Annotated in this window: 16 protein-coding genes and 1 pseudogene; 11 read left to right on the top strand and 6 right to left on the bottom strand. The window is 71.5% G+C overall.

What is annotated here, in order from left to right; all coding sequences use genetic code 11:
* The first annotated feature begins 58 nt into the window (after positions 1-58).
* Complete coding sequence (locus AB0F91_RS11630) at positions 59-322, top strand: hypothetical protein (protein WP_360596922.1); 264 nt, start codon at positions 59-61, stop codon at positions 320-322.
* A 10-nt stretch (positions 323-332) separates the two neighbouring features.
* On the opposite strand, the gene AB0F91_RS11625 is transcribed toward AB0F91_RS11630, so the two are convergent.
* Positions 333-551, bottom strand: a complete 219-nt coding sequence (locus tag AB0F91_RS11625; protein ID WP_360596920.1) for a hypothetical protein — start codon at positions 549-551, stop codon at positions 333-335.
* Positions 552-641: 90 nt separating this feature from the next.
* Positions 642-878, bottom strand: coding sequence for a hypothetical protein (locus AB0F91_RS11620; RefSeq protein WP_360596918.1), 237 nt, complete (start codon positions 876-878; stop codon positions 642-644).
* Between the two features lie 251 nt (positions 879-1,129).
* Here AB0F91_RS11620 and AB0F91_RS11615 point away from each other — a divergent pair, with 251 nt between their 5' ends.
* From AB0F91_RS11615 to AB0F91_RS11580, 8 genes and pseudogenes are all read left to right on the top strand, one after another.
* Positions 1,130-1,510 (top strand): DoxX family protein, encoded by a 381-nt coding sequence (locus AB0F91_RS11615; RefSeq protein ID WP_360596916.1) that lies wholly within the window; start codon positions 1,130-1,132, stop codon positions 1,508-1,510.
* 94 nt (positions 1,511-1,604) lie between these two features.
* Entirely contained in the window at positions 1,605-2,723 is a 1,119-nt protein-coding gene (locus tag AB0F91_RS11610) for a TIGR03364 family FAD-dependent oxidoreductase (RefSeq protein ID WP_360596914.1), read from the top strand.
* Positions 2,720-3,387 (top strand): annotated as a pseudogene (locus AB0F91_RS11605) (phosphonatase-like hydrolase). Before AB0F91_RS11610 ends, AB0F91_RS11605 begins: the two are co-directional and overlap by 4 nt.
* 88 nt (positions 3,388-3,475) lie before the next feature.
* The gene (locus tag AB0F91_RS11600; protein ID WP_360596912.1) at positions 3,476-3,967 is read left to right on the top strand and encodes a hypothetical protein; all 492 of its coding nucleotides are present in this window, start codon (positions 3,476-3,478) and stop codon (positions 3,965-3,967) included.
* 41 nt (positions 3,968-4,008) lie between these two features.
* Positions 4,009-4,515 carry a hypothetical protein gene (locus tag AB0F91_RS11595; protein WP_360596911.1) on the top strand — a complete coding sequence of 169 codons (507 nt, stop codon included), beginning with the start codon at positions 4,009-4,011 and terminating at the stop codon, positions 4,513-4,515.
* 177 nt (positions 4,516-4,692) lie between these two features.
* Positions 4,693-5,130 carry an SRPBCC family protein gene (locus AB0F91_RS11590; RefSeq protein ID WP_360596909.1) on the top strand — a complete coding sequence of 146 codons (438 nt, stop codon included), beginning with the start codon at positions 4,693-4,695 and terminating at the stop codon, positions 5,128-5,130.
* A gap of 100 nt (positions 5,131-5,230) precedes the next feature.
* Entirely contained in the window at positions 5,231-6,667 is a 1,437-nt protein-coding gene (locus AB0F91_RS11585) for an MFS transporter (protein WP_360596907.1), read from the top strand.
* Position 6,668: 1 nt separating this feature from the next.
* Positions 6,669-7,094: a MarR family transcriptional regulator gene (locus tag AB0F91_RS11580; RefSeq protein ID WP_360596906.1), complete on the top strand. Its 426-nt coding sequence runs from the start codon at positions 6,669-6,671 to the stop codon at positions 7,092-7,094.
* A 72-nt stretch (positions 7,095-7,166) separates the two neighbouring features.
* Here AB0F91_RS11580 and AB0F91_RS11575 read toward each other — a convergent pair whose 3' ends face one another.
* From AB0F91_RS11575 to AB0F91_RS11560, 4 genes are all read right to left on the bottom strand, one after another.
* The gene (locus tag AB0F91_RS11575) at positions 7,167-8,837 is read right to left on the bottom strand and encodes a fumarate hydratase (protein WP_360596904.1); all 1,671 of its coding nucleotides are present in this window, start codon (positions 8,835-8,837) and stop codon (positions 7,167-7,169) included.
* Positions 8,838-9,263: 426 nt separating this feature from the next.
* Positions 9,264-10,295 carry a sigma-70 family RNA polymerase sigma factor gene (locus AB0F91_RS11570; protein WP_360596902.1) on the bottom strand — a complete coding sequence of 344 codons (1,032 nt, stop codon included), beginning with the start codon at positions 10,293-10,295 and terminating at the stop codon, positions 9,264-9,266.
* Positions 10,296-10,618: 323 nt separating this feature from the next.
* The gene (gene dtd, locus AB0F91_RS11565) at positions 10,619-11,044 is read right to left on the bottom strand and encodes a D-aminoacyl-tRNA deacylase (protein ID WP_360596900.1); all 426 of its coding nucleotides are present in this window, start codon (positions 11,042-11,044) and stop codon (positions 10,619-10,621) included.
* The gene (locus AB0F91_RS11560) at positions 11,041-12,555 is read right to left on the bottom strand and encodes a class I SAM-dependent methyltransferase (protein ID WP_360596898.1); all 1,515 of its coding nucleotides are present in this window, start codon (positions 12,553-12,555) and stop codon (positions 11,041-11,043) included. Before AB0F91_RS11560 ends, dtd begins: the two co-directional genes overlap by 4 nt.
* Positions 12,556-12,574: 19 nt before the next feature.
* Between AB0F91_RS11560 and AB0F91_RS11555 the strand changes: the two genes are divergently transcribed.
* Together AB0F91_RS11555 and AB0F91_RS11550 are read left to right on the top strand one after the other, a co-directional pair.
* A complete protein-coding gene (locus tag AB0F91_RS11555; protein WP_360596896.1) occupies positions 12,575-13,858 on the top strand; it encodes an amidohydrolase in 1,284 nt (427 codons plus the stop codon).
* A gap of 17 nt (positions 13,859-13,875) precedes the next feature.
* Positions 13,876-14,223 carry a DUF3099 domain-containing protein gene (locus tag AB0F91_RS11550; protein WP_360596894.1) on the top strand — a complete coding sequence of 116 codons (348 nt, stop codon included), beginning with the start codon at positions 13,876-13,878 and terminating at the stop codon, positions 14,221-14,223.
* The last annotated feature ends 39 nt before the right edge of the window (positions 14,224-14,262 follow it).

Genomic DNA, 14,262 nt, shown 5'->3' with positions numbered 1-14,262 from the left:
CAGGTGCACCACGGCGAGAACACGCGGCAGGTACCCGTCGCGGGCCATCGCCGGCGTCGTGCGCGAGACGCAGGGCACCAGCGCCGGCCACGAACCCGGCGACGCAGGGCACCGGCGCCGGCCACAAGCCCGGCGACGCAGGGCACCGGCGCCGGCCACGAGTGCGGCGACGCAGGGCACCAGCGCCGGCCACGAGCCCGGCGACGCCGGCGCAGCACTGGCCCGCACGATCGGCGAGCGCCATGGCGCCGCCGCCCCCGCGCTCGCCGCCAGCCGCTGTGGCCCGTGGGTGAGCAGCAGCGCGAGGGCGACGACGGCGTAGACCACCAGCGTCAGCCGAGGGCGATCGGGATCGCCCGCGGAATGGTCCGCGTGGCGTCCGTACTTCCTCCCCGAGCGTCACCAGCTACGCGTACCCCAGCGAACGCGAAGTACAGCAGCCCCGCCGCCGTCAGCACCCCGCCACCGTCGAACGGCGCGACCGGCCCGGCCACGAACCCGCCCGACGGCGCACTCGCGACCGCCGCCGCCAGCACCACCAGCCTGACCACGACGACCGCCCGCGTCGCGGGCGCCGACCCATGCACCCCGAGGCAGTTGACCCCGTCACGGCCGCCATGACCCCGGGCGATGACCGCACGTCACGGCCGTCCCACGCCGGGGGCCGCGTACGCGACGACGGTCAGCGTCATCGCCGCGCAGCTCGCCGTCTTGCCAGTGGCGAGCCCCCAGCCGCCGAGGTACCAGCAGAACCCGCCGAGCCGCGCCCGCCCGTACCCGCAGGTGCCGCCAGACTCCGGGTGCCGCGCCGCCGGCCGAGCCGACGACGTCGCGTTGCGGAACGCCACCACCGCCGCGGTCCCCAGCGCGGGCAGCAACCCCGCCCAGTGGCGCCGGCCGCGGGCGCGATGCCGCGAACACGCCCGTGCCGCCCATCGACCCGAGCCCGAGGAACACGGCGTCGGTCCGCCCCCGCCGGCGGGCGAGCGACGTCGTGGGTTCCGTTCACCGGTGGCGGGCAGCGACCGCCCACCACAGCGGACGGCCGGAAGGGGTCGACAGATCCCGTCTGTCACACCACGCCGCGCTCGCTCGTTCCCTCCGCGACCGCCATTCGAAGGGAGATCCCGTGAACGCCGCACTCTGGGCCGGACAGATCGTCCTCGCCCTGCTCTTCGCCCTGTCCGGTTCGCTCAAGTCCACGATGTCGCGCGAGCGCATGCTCGAAACGGGCCAGACCGGCGCCGCCGCCTACCCGCTGCCGGTGGTGCGGTTCACCGCGATCTGCGAGCTCATCGCCGTGGCCGGCCTCATCCTGCCCCCACTCACGGGCGTCGCGCCGAGCCTCGCGGGCTGGGCCGCCGTCGGCCTGGTCGTGGTGATGATCGGCGCCATGGCCATGCACGCGCGCCTCGCGATCGTCCAGCACAAGGCCGCCGAGTGGCGCAACGTCACGGTCAACGCCGTGATCCTCGCCGTCGCGGTGTTCGTCGCCAGTGGGCGCCTCTGACGGGAACAACCCCGAGCCACTCCACCGCACGTCTTCACTCTCCGTTCCCCACCGCGAAACTTTCCATTCCCGCCACTGAACGACCGTGGCCCTCGTGCGAATCCTCATCGTCGGTGGCGGCGTCCTCGGCACGATGCACGCGTGGCAGGTGAGCCACCGCGGTCACGACGTCGTCCACCTCGAACGCGAGCCCGAAGCCCGCGGCGCGTCCGTGCGCAATTTCGGCCTCGTCTGGGGCAGCGGCCGGGCGGGCGGCCCGGAGCTCACCACGGCGTTGCGCGCCCGCGAGCTGTGGCAGACGATCGCCGAGCAGACGCCGGCGCTGGGTTTCCGGGCCAACGGTTCGCTCACGGTCCTGCGCACCGAAGCCGAGCGCGCCGTCGCCGACGCCGCGACCACGAAGGCCGACGCGGCCGAGCGCGGTTTCAAGCTCCTCACCCCGGCCGAGGCCCGCCGGCTGAATCCGGCTCTGCGCGGCGACTTCACGGCCGCCCTGTGGTGCGAGCGCGACGCGGCCGTCGAACCCCGCACCGCCCAGCCCGCCCTGCGCGACGCGTTGCGGAAGACCGGCCGCTACACCTGGCTGCCCAGCCGCGAAGTCCGCACGCTGACCGGCACCGGCGTCACCGACGACCGCGGCGACCACCACGAAGGCGACGTCACGATCTTCTGCACCGGTGCGTGGCTCGGCGGCCTCGTCCGCGAGCTCGCGGACGAGGTCCCCGTCCGCCGCGTGCGGCTGCAGATGGCGCAGACCGAACCCCTCGGCGAGACGCTGACCACGAGCGTCGCCGACGCCGACAGCTTCCGCTACTACCCGGCCTTCCGCGGCGCCGCGCTCGCCGAGCTCGGCCGCACCCAGCCCCAGGGCGACGTCGCCGCCGCCCACGCGATGCAGCTGCTCATGGTCCAGCGCCTCGACGGCTCGCTCACCATCGGCGACACGCACGAGTACGACCAGCCCTTCGGCTTCGACGTCATCGAAGACCCGTACGAGCACCTCGCCGAGGTCGCCGGCGCGCTGCTGGGCCGGCCGTTGCCGCGCATCCGCCGACGCTGGGCCGGCGTGTACGCCCAGGCCCTCGACCCGGCCGCGATCGTGTACCGGCAGCGCCTGGCGGACAATGCTTTCCTGGTCACCGGAACCGGCGGGCGCGGCATGACGTGCTCGCCGGCGATCGCCGAGGACACCGCGCGGGAGCTGGGCCTGTGACGACCGAGCTCGTGGTGCTGGACCTCGTCGGCACCACCGTCGTCGACGACGGTCTCGTGGTGCGCGCCTTCACCGCCGCCGTCGGCAGCGCCGGGGTGTCTAAAGTGGACGAACGGTTCCCGGCGATGCTCGCGCACGTGAACGCCACCATGGACCAGTCGAAGATTGCCGTCTTCCGCGCCCTGCTGCCGGCCGAGGACCTCGCCCAGCGCGCCAACGCCGAGTTCGAACGCGCCTACGCCGGCCTCGTCGCGGCGGGGGAGTGCAAGCCGGTGCCCGGCGCGGAGGACGTGATCCGCGGTCTGCGCCACGGCGGCGTGAAGGTCGCGCTGACGACCGGCTTCGCGGCCGTCACGCAGCAGGCGATCATCGAGGCGCTGGGCTGCGCGAGCTCGCCGACCTCACGCTCACCCCGAGCGAGGGCGTGCGCGGCCGCCCGTACCCCGACCTCGTCCTCACGGCCGTGCTGCGCCTGGGCGTCACCGACGTGCGCAACGTCGCCGTCGCCGGGGACACGCCGTCGGACGTGCGCACCGGGTTGTCCGCGGGTGCGCGCGTGGTGGCCGGGGTGCTGACCGGAGCCGGCACGCGCGCCGAGCTCACCGAGGCCGGGGCGACGCACGTGCTGGACTCCGTGCGCGACCTGCCGGACGTGCTGGACTGAAGTCTCCGAGGTTTCCGGCCGGCCCGTGCAACCGCCCCGGCCCGGATTCCGTCCGCACGGTATGCGGACAACGGTGAAAGTCCTGGGTGTGAGCGTTCTGCTGCTTTCGGCCGCGGCGTGCGGCGGCGGAGGGGCCGCGCCGGCGGGACCGGGCGCGGCGAGCTCGTCGCCTTCTCCGACGACGTCCTCGGTGCCGTCTTCCCCCACACCGCCCCCACCGATGCCCCTGCCGTCGCCGTCCGGCCCGCCGCAGAGCCGTCCGACGCAGGGCACACCGCCCGGCGACACGGCACCGGCCCCCGGCCAGCTCGACGCGTCGGCGCTGCCCGGCGGCTATCCCCACGACGTGACACTCGCGCAGGGCGGCAAGGTCGTCGTGATCCACGCCGACGAGGCCGGCTGCGACCACATCATGGCCGCGGCGGGGGAGCAGACCGCGCAGCAGGCCGTTGTGATCGTCACCGTCACCAAGGCACCCCACGGCCAGATGTGCCCCATGCACGTGCGCGAGGTGTCGCTGCCCGTGCCGCTGGCCGAGCCGCTCGGCGGCCGGAAGCTGGTCCTGCGCCCCGGTCCGTGAGCGGATGCAACCGGACGCGGCCCCCGGTCCGTCCTTGGCTCATGAGGTACTTGACGAAGCTGGTCGGCACGGGCCTGATCCTCGCCACGGTGACAGCCTGCGGCGCCCAAGGGACCATGGCCACGAACCCCGCGTCCGGAGGCGACTCCGTGGCGCCGAGCGGCAGTATCTCGACCTCGCCGTCGTCGGTGCCGAAGCCCCCGCCCAACCCGCCGGGCAAACCCCGGTTCGAGGTGCCGGCCGGCAGCACGCCGGTCCCCGCGGACAAGGTCGACGCGAAGGCGCTGCCGCCCGGCTTCCCGCACGAGGTCTACACGGCCAACGGCGGCACGATCATCAACGTCCGCGCCGAGGAGGGCGGCTGCGGCCACGCCCTCGGCGAGGCGATCGAGCAGACCGCGCAGCACGTGGTGCTGGACCTGAGCGAGACCAAGGCGCAGACCGGCCAGATGTGCACGATGGACCTGCGGTACCCCTACATCTCCGTCGCGCTCGCCGCGCCGCTCGGCGAGCGGACGGTGGTCCTGAAGCAGTCGCCGCCTCGGTGACGGCTTCGCCAGGCCGGCGTCGCGCGGCTCGTTCGGGGGGCCAGCTGCCCGAGCGCCCCGGCACCGGCCGGACGGTCACCCGGGTGCCACCCGCCCCCGTGGTACCCGGGTGATCTCCCTAGGGGCGGCTGCCGCTCGAATCGTGGGCGCATCGGCGGAGCCCTAGGCTCACCGGGCATGGGCACCCGCCAGATCTCGCGCACCGCGGTCGTCGCCGCGTCACCCGAGCAGCTGTTCGACCTGCTCGCCGATCCCGCCAACCACCCGCTGATCGACGGGTCCGGCACGGTCCGCCGCGGCCGTGACGGCGCCCCTTCCCGGCTCTCGCTCGGCGCGAAGTTCGGGATGGACATGAAGCTGGGCGCGCCGTACCGGATCAGCAACACGGTGGTGGAGTTCCAGGAGAACCGGCTCATCGCGTGGCGCCACTTCGTGGGCCACCGCTGGCGCTGGCTGCTGGAGCCCGCCGGCGAGGGCAAGACCACGGTGACCGAGACGTTCGACTACTCGACCGCGGCCTCGCCGCTGGCGATCGAGCTGATGGGCTTCCCCAAGCGCAACGCTGCCGGCATCGAGAAGACCCTCGCCCGGCTTACGAAGATGTTCCCAGGCTGACCGGGATGCGGCGTGAGCTGTACCGCGTTCGGCGGTAGGCGCGGACAGTTAGTTGTAGTGTGCTAAATGTTAGGATTCTACAACTATCTCGAGGGGTACCGTGCCGGAGCTCAGCCGTCGGCGGCGCCAGATCGTGCTGGCTGTCTGCTGCATGAGCCTGTTCATCGTCGGGCTCGACAACACGATCGTGAACCTGGCGCTGCCCTCCATCCAGCACGACCTGGGCGCGTCCGTGTCGAGCCTGCAGTGGACGATCGACGCCTACACGCTCGTGCTCGCGAGCCTGCTCATGCTCTCGGGCTCGACGGCCGACCGGCTCGGGAGGCGGCGGACGTTCCAGACGGGCCTGGTGCTCTTCGGCGTCGGCTCGCTGCTGTGCGGTCTCGCGCCCAGCGTTGGCCTGCTCATCGCGTTCCGCGCACTCCAGGCCGTCGGCGGGTCGATGCTCAACCCGGTGGCGATGTCGATCGTCACGAACACGTTCACCGATCCGAAGGAGCGCGGGCGCGCGATCGGCATGTGGGGCGCCACGATGGGGTTGTCCATGGCCGTGGGCCCGGTGCTGGGCGGACTCCTCGTCGGCGCGGCCGGTTGGCGCTCGATCTTCTGGATCAACGTGCCGGTCGTCATCGCTGCGGTCGTGCTCACCGCGGTGTTCGTGCCGGAGTCGCGCGCGCCGCGGCCGCGCCGGATCGACCCGGTGGGCCAGCTGCTGGTGATCGTGTTCCTCGCCGGGCTGACCTACGGCATCATCGAGGGCCGCGACGCCGGGTACGGCTCGCCGCAGATCCTCGTCGCGTTCGTGCTCGCCTTGGTCTCGCTGGCCGTGTTCGTGCCGTACGAACGAAGGCGGCGAGACCCGTTGCTGGAGCCGCGGTTCTTCCGCAGCGCGCCGTTCTCCGGCGCCACGCTCACGGCGGTGTCCGGCATCGCGGCGATGGCCGGGTTCCTCTTCCTCAACTCGCTCTACCTGCAGGACACCCGCGGCTACAGCGCGCTGCACGCGGGCCTGCTGACGCTGCCGATGGCCATCATGTGCGCGATCTGCGCGCCCATCGCCGGCCGGCTCGTGGGCACCCGCGGCGCGCGGCTGCCGCTGGTGGGCGCGGGCATCGGCACCGTGATCGGCGCGCTGCTCATGCTTGATCTGTCTTCGACCACTCCGCTTTGGCGGCTGATCATCGCCTACGTCGTGTTCGGCGTCGGCTTCGGCCTGGTCAACGCCCCCATAACCTACGCGGCAGTGTCCGGGATGCCGCGGGCGCAGGCGGGCGTGGCCGCGGCGATCGCGTCGACGAGCCGCCAGGTCGGCACATCACTCGGCGTGGCGGTGATCGGCGCGGTGGTCACGGCGCGGGTGCACGGCCCGTTCGCCGGTGGCCTCGCGGCCGCCAGCCACGCCGGCTGGTGGATCATCGGCGGCTGCGGGCTGCTGGTGCTCGTGCTGGGGCTGGTGACCACCACACGCTGGGCGTATGCCACGGCGCGGCGTGTGGGCGTCGAAGAGGAAACCGACCCGGGACTGGTCCGGGCCTGACATGGGCACCGCCTCCGACACCGAGGTCGCCACTCGGGTGTGGGCCCGGATGCGCGCGCTGGTGCTCGACCGCCACGAACGCAAGCGTGAGGTCTGCGAAGCGCTCGGCATGAGCTTCATCAAGATCAAAGCCCTGCGCCGGGTCGCGGCGCGGCCGCTGACGATGAGCGAGCTCACCGAGCAGCTGAACACCGACCGGCCCTACACCACGCACGTCGTGGACGAGCTCGTCCGCCGAGGCCTGGTGTTGCGCGAGCCGCACCCGGAGGACCGGCGCAGCCGCGTCGTCACCGTCACGGCCGAAGGCGCGGTGACGGCTGCCCGAGCCGAGCGCATTCTGGGGGAGCCGCCGAAGTCGATGCTCGCGCTGACGTCCGAGGAGCTGGTCGAGCTGGACCGCCTGACCGCCCAGATCACCGACGACTGACCCGACCACCCCAATGTGGCGTTCGGTGCGCTCAACGCAACCAACGCCACATTGGGGTGGGGTGGCCTGGAGTCAGCGGAAGCTGATCTGCAGCACCGGTTCGCTGGTGGCGGCGAAGAAGTCGTTGCCCTTGTCGTCGATGACGATGAAGGCGGGAAAGTCCTCGACCTCGATCTTCCACACGGCTTCCATGCCGAGCTCGGGGTACTCCAGCACGTCCACCTTCTTGATGCAGTCCTTGGCCAGCCGCGCGGCCGGGCCGCCGATCGAGCCGAGGTAGAAGCCGCCGTGGTTCTGGCACGCGGCGGTGACCTGCTTGGAGCGGTTGCCCTTCGCGAGCATCACCATCGAGCCGCCCGCGGCCTGGAACTGCTCGACGTAGGAGTCCATGCGCCCGGCTGTGGTGGGGCCGAACGAACCGGACGCGTAGCCGTCGGGCGTCTTCGCAGGACCGGCGTAGTACACCGGGTGGTCCTTGAGGTACTGCGGCATTTCCTCGCCGGCGTCGAGACGTTCGGCGATCTTCGCGTGCGCGATGTCGCGCGCGACGACCAGCGGCCCCGACAGCGACAGGCGCGTCTTCACCGGAAGCTGCGAAAGCTGTGCGCGAATCTCGGCCATGGGGCGGTTGAGGTCCACGCTCACGACTTCGTCGGACAGGTCGTCCTCGGTCACGTCCGGCAGGAAGCGCGCAGGGTCGCGTTCGAGCTGCTCGATGAACACGCCGTCGGCCGTGATCTTGGCCTTGGCCTGGCGGTCGGCCGAGCACGACACGGCGATGCCGACCGGGCAGCTCGCGCCGTGGCGAGGCAGGCGGATCACGCGCACGTCGTGGCAGAAGTACTTGCCGCCGAACTGCGCGCCGATGCCGAACTGGCGCGTCATCTCCAGCACCTGCTGCTCGAGGCCCGGGTCGCGGAACGCGTGGCCCAGCTCGGAACCCTCGGTCGGCAGCGTGTCGAGGTAGCGCGCAGAAGCGAGCTTCGCGACCTTCAGGTTGAACTCCGCCGACATGCCGCCGACGACGATCGCCAGGTGGTACGGCGGGCACGCCGCGGTGCCGAGGCTGCGCAGCTTCTCGTCCAGGAACCGGGCGAGCCGCTTGGGGTTCAGCACCGCTTTGGTCTCCTGGTACAGGAACGTCTTGTTCGCGCTCCCGCCGCCCTTGGCCATGAACAGGAACTCGTAAGAAGGATCTGACGGCTCCCCGGCTGTGTTGTCCTTGTGATAGAGCTCGACCTGCGCCGGCAGGTTGGTGCCGGTGTTGCGCTCGTCCCAGAAGCTGGTGGGCGCCATCTGCGAGTAGCGCAGGTTCAGCTGTTGATAGGCGTCGAAGATGCCCTCCGACAAGGCCCGCTCGTCGTCACCGCCGGTCAGCACGCCCTCGGAGCGCTTGCCGATGACGATGGCCGTGCCGGTGTCCTGGCACATCGGCAGCACGCCGCCGGCCGAGATGGCCGCGTTGCGCAGCAAGTCCATCGCGACGAACCGGTCATTGCCGCTCGCCTCGGGATCGTCGACGATGGCCCGCAGCTGCTGCAGATGTGACGTACGCAACAGGTGCTGGATGTCGGTGATGGCCGTGCGCGCGAGCGTGGTCAGCGCCGCGGGATCGACCTTCAGGAACTTCCGGCCGGCCGCTTCGACGGTTTCGACGCCGTCGGCCGTGACCAGCCGGTACTCGGTGGTGGTGTCCTTGCCCAGCGGCAGGACTTCGGTGTGCTGAAACGTGGTGGACGGCACAGCCAGGCTCCTTTGCCCTGATCGGGATCCGACCACGGTACTCAGCGGTGTCAGGCTCGCCGCACACCCGCGCGGCGACTGTGTTGCAGGGCACTCAACGCGCTGTCCCACGGTCGTTCGCGCGGCTCCCGGAGTTTGGTTCGGGAGGCCGGGCCCACCCCGACGGACCCGACCTCCCGGGGAAAGCGGCCGGATGTGAACACCCGTACCGCGTGGCTCAACCTGGCGTTCCGTTCGCCTGGCACGACAGTCTCGTGACGTAGGTCATAAGTCAACGCGGCCGAACGGGTATTGCCCACTGCTTGCTACCCACTCACCAACAGGCTCAAACGCCGGTGATCGTTCGCTTTCTGGCGCGGCAATCCGCCCGGAAACGCCGAAGACCCCGTGGACCGGGGGCCACGGGGTCTTCGGGACTACTCAGGCTTACGAGGCGTATGCACGGAGCCGGTCGGCGCGCTCGCCGTGGCGAAGCTTCGCCATGACCTCACGCTCGATCTGACGCACGCGCTCGCGCGAGAGGCCGAAGTGCTTGCCGATCTGGTCCAGCGTGCGGGGCTGGCCGTCGTCGAGGCCGTAGCGCAGGCGGATGACGTGCTGCTCGCGGTCGTCGAGCGTCGCGAGGACGCGGCGCAGGTCGTCCTGCAGGAGGCCGGAGATGACGGCGCTCTCGGCATCGGTCGCTTCCGAGTCCTCGATGAAGTCGCCCAGCGGGGCGTCTTCCTCGGCGCCGACGGGCATGTCGAGGCTCACCGGGTCGCGCGACTGGTCGAGCAGGTCCGAGATCTTGTGGACCGGGATGCCCGACTCGGCGGCCAGCTCCTCGTGCGTCGCGTCACGGCCGAGCTGCTGGTGCAGGTCGCGGCGGATGCGGGCGAGCTTGTTGACCTGCTCCACGAGGTGGACCGGCAGCCGGATGGTGCGACCCTGGTCGGCCATCCCCCTGGTGATGGCCTGGCGGATCCACCACGTGGCGTAGGTCGAGAACTTGAACCCCTTGGAGTAATCGAACTTCTCCACCGCGCGAATCAGGCCCAGGTTCCCCTCCTGGATCAGGTCGAGCAGCGGCATGCCCCGGCCGGTGTAGCGCTTCGCGAGCGAAACCACGAGGCGGAGGTTGGCCTCCAGCAGGTGGTTCTTCGCCACGTGCCCATCGCGCACCAGCGCGGTGAGCTCGGTGCGGCGCTTGGCCGTGAGATCTTCGGCTGTGTCGAGCATGTGCTGCGCGAACACGCCCGCCTCGATGCGCTTGGCCAGCTCGACCTCGTCCGCCGCGGTGAGCAGCGCGGTCTTGCCGATGCCGTTCAAGTACACGCGCACCAAGTCGGCGGCCGGGCTCTGGGCGTCGAGGTCGGCGTCCGTGAGCGTCCCCACACTCACGGGTTCCTCGTTCTGCTGCGCTGGAATCCCACGCTCGCGAATCCCGCGCGCTTCGCGTTCGAGAGTCTGGACTGACATTCTCTGCCTCCCCGGTCACGGGCTGAACGTGTCTCGCCTGTGCTGCGCCTTCGGTGCCGGGCCCTGTGGAAACCCTGACCGCCGACCCAGCCGGCTTAGCTGGACACTTGTGGTAACGCACCGGGTTTCCAAAACGTTCCCGGCTCGCTGAAGAAAGGACGGGCACACCCGTCGCCTGGTTGCTCCACCAAAACTGAGCTTTTGCTGAGAAGCAAGCCACAGCGGGAATAATCATGAGAATTTCATGAGAATCCGCGCAGGGGGTGAACCACTCGGCGCCCGGTTACGTTCCCGGGCACCGAGAGCGGCAGAGTGAAAGTGGTCTAGACCTCTACGATAACGGTGAACGGACCGTCGTTCACGCTCTCCACCGCCATCATCGCGCCGAAGCGCCCGGTGGCCACGGATGCCCCACGGTCACGCAACTCCTGCACCACGGCGTCCACCAGGGGCTCGGCCACGGCCGGGCGCGCGGCGGCGACAAAGGACGGCCGCCGGCCCTTGTGCGTGTCGCCGTAGAGCGTGAACTGGGACACCACCAGCAACGGCGCGCCCGTGGTCGCACAGGACTGCTCGTCGCGCAGGATCCGCAGTTCGTGGAGCTTGCGCGCCATCGTCGCCGCTTTCGCCCGATCGTCGTCGGCATGAATTCCCAGTAGCACCAACAGCCCCGGTTCTTCGAGCGCGCCCGTCACCTCTCCGTCGACAGTCACACTCGCCCGGGTGACGCGCGCCGCGACGGCCCTCACTGTGAAAGGGAAGCCGTAGCCGGCAAGAGCATCCCGTGCCGCACGAGCTCACGCACCACGGGCAGCGCGGCCGCGGCCAGCTCCGCCGGGTCGAGGCCCTGCGCGGCCGCCAGCAGCTCCACGAGGTCCTCCAGCGCCAGCACGCCCCGGCAGCCGGCCAGCAGCCGCGTGGCGAGCTCGTCGACCTCGTGCTGCCATCCGGGCCCGTCGGTGCGGTGCAGACGCCGCACGCTGGTCTCCCAGCCCTCGTCGCCGGGGGAGTCGACGCGTTCCAGCAGCACGCTGTCGGGCACGCGGAAGGCGGTGCCCATGAGCTCGTCGCCGTGCGTGCGCAGCCAGTCGACGCGGTCGAGCCAGTTCGCCGCCTCCGGGCCCAGCGGGTCGTCGTAGGCCTGGCGCAGGTCTTCGCACACCACGGTCGGCGTCTTCCCCGCCGTGCGGCGCAGCGTGACGAAGCCGAAGCCGATGCCCTGCACGCGGTTCTCGGTGAACCAGTCGAGCCACGCGGCGGCCTTCACCCGGCCTTCGGGTGAGCGGGGGTCGATGCCCTCGTCGCGCAGCCAGGTGCCCACGTACAGCGCGGGGTCGGCGACGTCGCGCTGCACGAACCACGCGTCCGTCTCCGGCGGCAGCCAGCGCGCCACCCGATCGGCCCAGTCCTCACCGCCCGTGTGCAGCCAGGAGGCCAGCAGCTGCCCGGTGCCGCCGTCGTTGAGGAACCCCGGCAGCTGGCGGACGACGAGCGCGCTGGCGTCGTCGCCGGCCAGGCCCGAGTCGCGATAGGTGTAGTCCACGCGCGGTGGTCCGACCACGAACGGCGGGTTGCACACGATCTGGTCGAACCGGCGCCGCGCGACCGGCGCGAACCACTCGCCGCGCACCAGTTCCACGTCGAGCTCGTTGAGCCGGAACGTGCCGGCGGCCAGCGCGAGCGCCCGCGCGGAGACGTCCGTGGCCGTCACCCGCTGCGCGTGGCGCGTGGCGTGCAGGGCTTGCACTCCGTTACCGGTGCCGAGGTCGAGCAGCGTGCCGACCGGGCGCCGGCTGGTGGCGCGGATGAGGCTCAGCGACGCGTGCCCGACACCGAGCACGTGGTCCTCGGGTACGACGTGGCCGAGCATGTCGGCGTCGAGGTCGGCCACCACCCACCAGGAGCCCTCCTCGTCGCCGTGCGGGCGGATGTCGAGGGCTGCCTTGTACCCGTCGGTGTCGGCCGCGAGGATCCCCGCCGCGACGGCGGCTTCCGGTGTCAGCGGCGAAAAAGCGGACGTAACGGACTTTTCGGGCTCGGTGAGGCCGAGCAGGAACAGTCGCACGAGCGTGCCGAGGTCTCCCGCGTCGAGGCTCGCGCGCCGGGCGGGCTCGGGCTCGCCGCGGCCGAGCGCAGCGTGGGCCGCGCCGCCGAGGGCGTCGACCACCCCGTCGGCGTCGTAACCGGCGCGCCGGAAGGCCTCGCGCAACCGCGCGCAGACGTCGTCGGACAGGTCGGGCAGAGGCGTGTTCGTGCTCACGGTGGGTAAGCCTGCCACGATGGATTCCGTGACCTCCCAGCCCGTCGACCGTGTCCTCGCTCCCCTCGCCGCGGCCCTGCCCGGCCTGGAGGCGCTCTACGTCGACTTCCACCGCCACCCCGAGCTGGCGTTCGCCGAGACCCGCACCGCGGCCGAGCTGGCGCGCCGGCTCGCGGCCGACGGGTTCGAGGTCCACACCGGCGTCGGCCGCACCGGCGTGGTCGGGGTGCTGCGCAACGGCGAAGGCCCCACGGTGATGCTGCGCGCCGACATCGACGCGCTGCCGGTCGAGGAGAAGACCGGCCTCGCGTACGCGAGCACCGCGCGCGGCGTCGACGAGTCGGGCAACGACGTGCCCGTGATGCACGCCTGCGGCCACGACATGCACGCCACCTGGCTCTCGGGCGCGGCGAGCCTGCTCGCCGCCGCGCGCGAGGTGTGGTCCGGGACGCTGCTGGCCGTGTTTCAGCCCGCGGAAGAGGGCAACGGCGGGGCGGCCGAGATGATCGCCGACGGCCTGTTCGACCTCGCCGGGCGACCCGACGTGGTCTTCGGCCAGCACCTCGCGCCCGGTCCCGCCGGCTGGGTCCTCACCAGGCCGGGTGTGCTCATGGCGGCCTCCGACACGCTGCGCATCACGCTGCACGGGCGCGGCGGCCACGGTTCACGGCCCGAGACCACCGTCGACCCGGCCGTGATGGCGGCGTCGGTGGTGCTGAAGCTGCAGACCGTGGTCTCCCGCGAGGTCGCGGCCACCGAGCCGGCGGTGGTCACCGTCGGCTCGATGCACGTCGGCTCGGTCGGCAACGTCATCGCCGACGACGCCGTGCTCGAGGTCAACACTCGCGCCTTCGACGACGGGGTGCTGCTGCGGCTGCGCACCGCCATCGAACGCATCGTGAACGCCGAGGCCGTGGCCGCGAACGCGCCGAAGCCGCCGACGATCGAGCTGCTCAGCTCCTACCCGGCGACCTCGAACGACGACACCGCTTCCGACGAGCTCACCGAGGTGTTCCGCGGGCACTTCGACGACGGCACCGTGCTGCCGGCGCCGCTCGTGACCGGCAGCGAGGACTTCGGCGAGTTCGGCGCGGCGGCCGGGGTGCCGTCGGTGTTCTGGCTGGTCGGGGGCCTCGACCCGCAGGAGGTGATCACGGCGATGACCGAGGGCCGCTTCGAGACCGACATCCCGTCGAACCACTCGCCGCGCTTCGCGCCGGTCCCGCACCCGACGCTGCGCGCGGGTGTGGAGACGCTCGTCGTCGCCGCGTTGTCGCGGATGTCCGGCCCGGGTGTCGGATGACGGCCCGGAGTGGGAGCATGAGGGGTGGAGGTGGTGCTGTGAACGAGCCCGCCCAAGGTTCCGATCCCCGCCCGGCCCCGGTGCTCATCACCGAGGCAGAACCGTCCTACGACGATCAGCTGGCCGCGCGCAAGAAGAAGTACATCATCATGATGGTGTGCCGCATTCCGTGCCTGATCCTGGCCGGGCTGACCTACCACACGTGGTGGCTGGCGGTCACGTTCCTCGTGATCTCCGTGCCGCTCCCGTGGATCGCGGTGCTGATCGCCAACGACCGGCCGCCGCGCAAGGCGAAGAACGTCAACCGCTACGAGCGGGAGGCGAAGCAGATCGAGAACCGCGAACACCGGGTGATCGACGGCTGAAGCCCGCTCGTGGGTGCCGCCGCCGGCGAGAACCGGCGG

This window comes from Amycolatopsis sp. NPDC023774, assembly GCF_040639695.1.
Lineage (GTDB): Bacteria > Actinomycetota > Actinomycetes > Mycobacteriales > Pseudonocardiaceae > Amycolatopsis.
Note: the sequence above shows the minus strand (reverse complement) of the source record. Positions and strands in the feature narration are given on the sequence as shown.

What these genes read in the sequence shown, in the direction of transcription:
- AB0F91_RS11570 (WP_360596902.1), bottom strand. Translation starts at nt 10,295, where the DNA reads ATGTCAGTCCAGACTCTCGAACGCGAAGCGCGCGGGATTCGCGAGCGT.
- AB0F91_RS11590 (WP_360596909.1), top strand. Translation starts at nt 4,693, where the DNA reads ATGGGCACCCGCCAGATCTCGCGCACCGCGGTCGTCGCCGCGTCACCC.
- AB0F91_RS11550 (WP_360596894.1), top strand. Translation starts at nt 13,876, where the DNA reads ATGAGGGGTGGAGGTGGTGCTGTGAACGAGCCCGCCCAAGGTTCCGAT.
- AB0F91_RS11555 (WP_360596896.1), top strand. Translation starts at nt 12,575, where the DNA reads ATGGATTCCGTGACCTCCCAGCCCGTCGACCGTGTCCTCGCTCCCCTC.
- AB0F91_RS11595 (WP_360596911.1), top strand. Translation starts at nt 4,009, where the DNA reads ATGAGGTACTTGACGAAGCTGGTCGGCACGGGCCTGATCCTCGCCACG.
- AB0F91_RS11580 (WP_360596906.1), top strand. Translation starts at nt 6,669, where the DNA reads ATGGGCACCGCCTCCGACACCGAGGTCGCCACTCGGGTGTGGGCCCGG.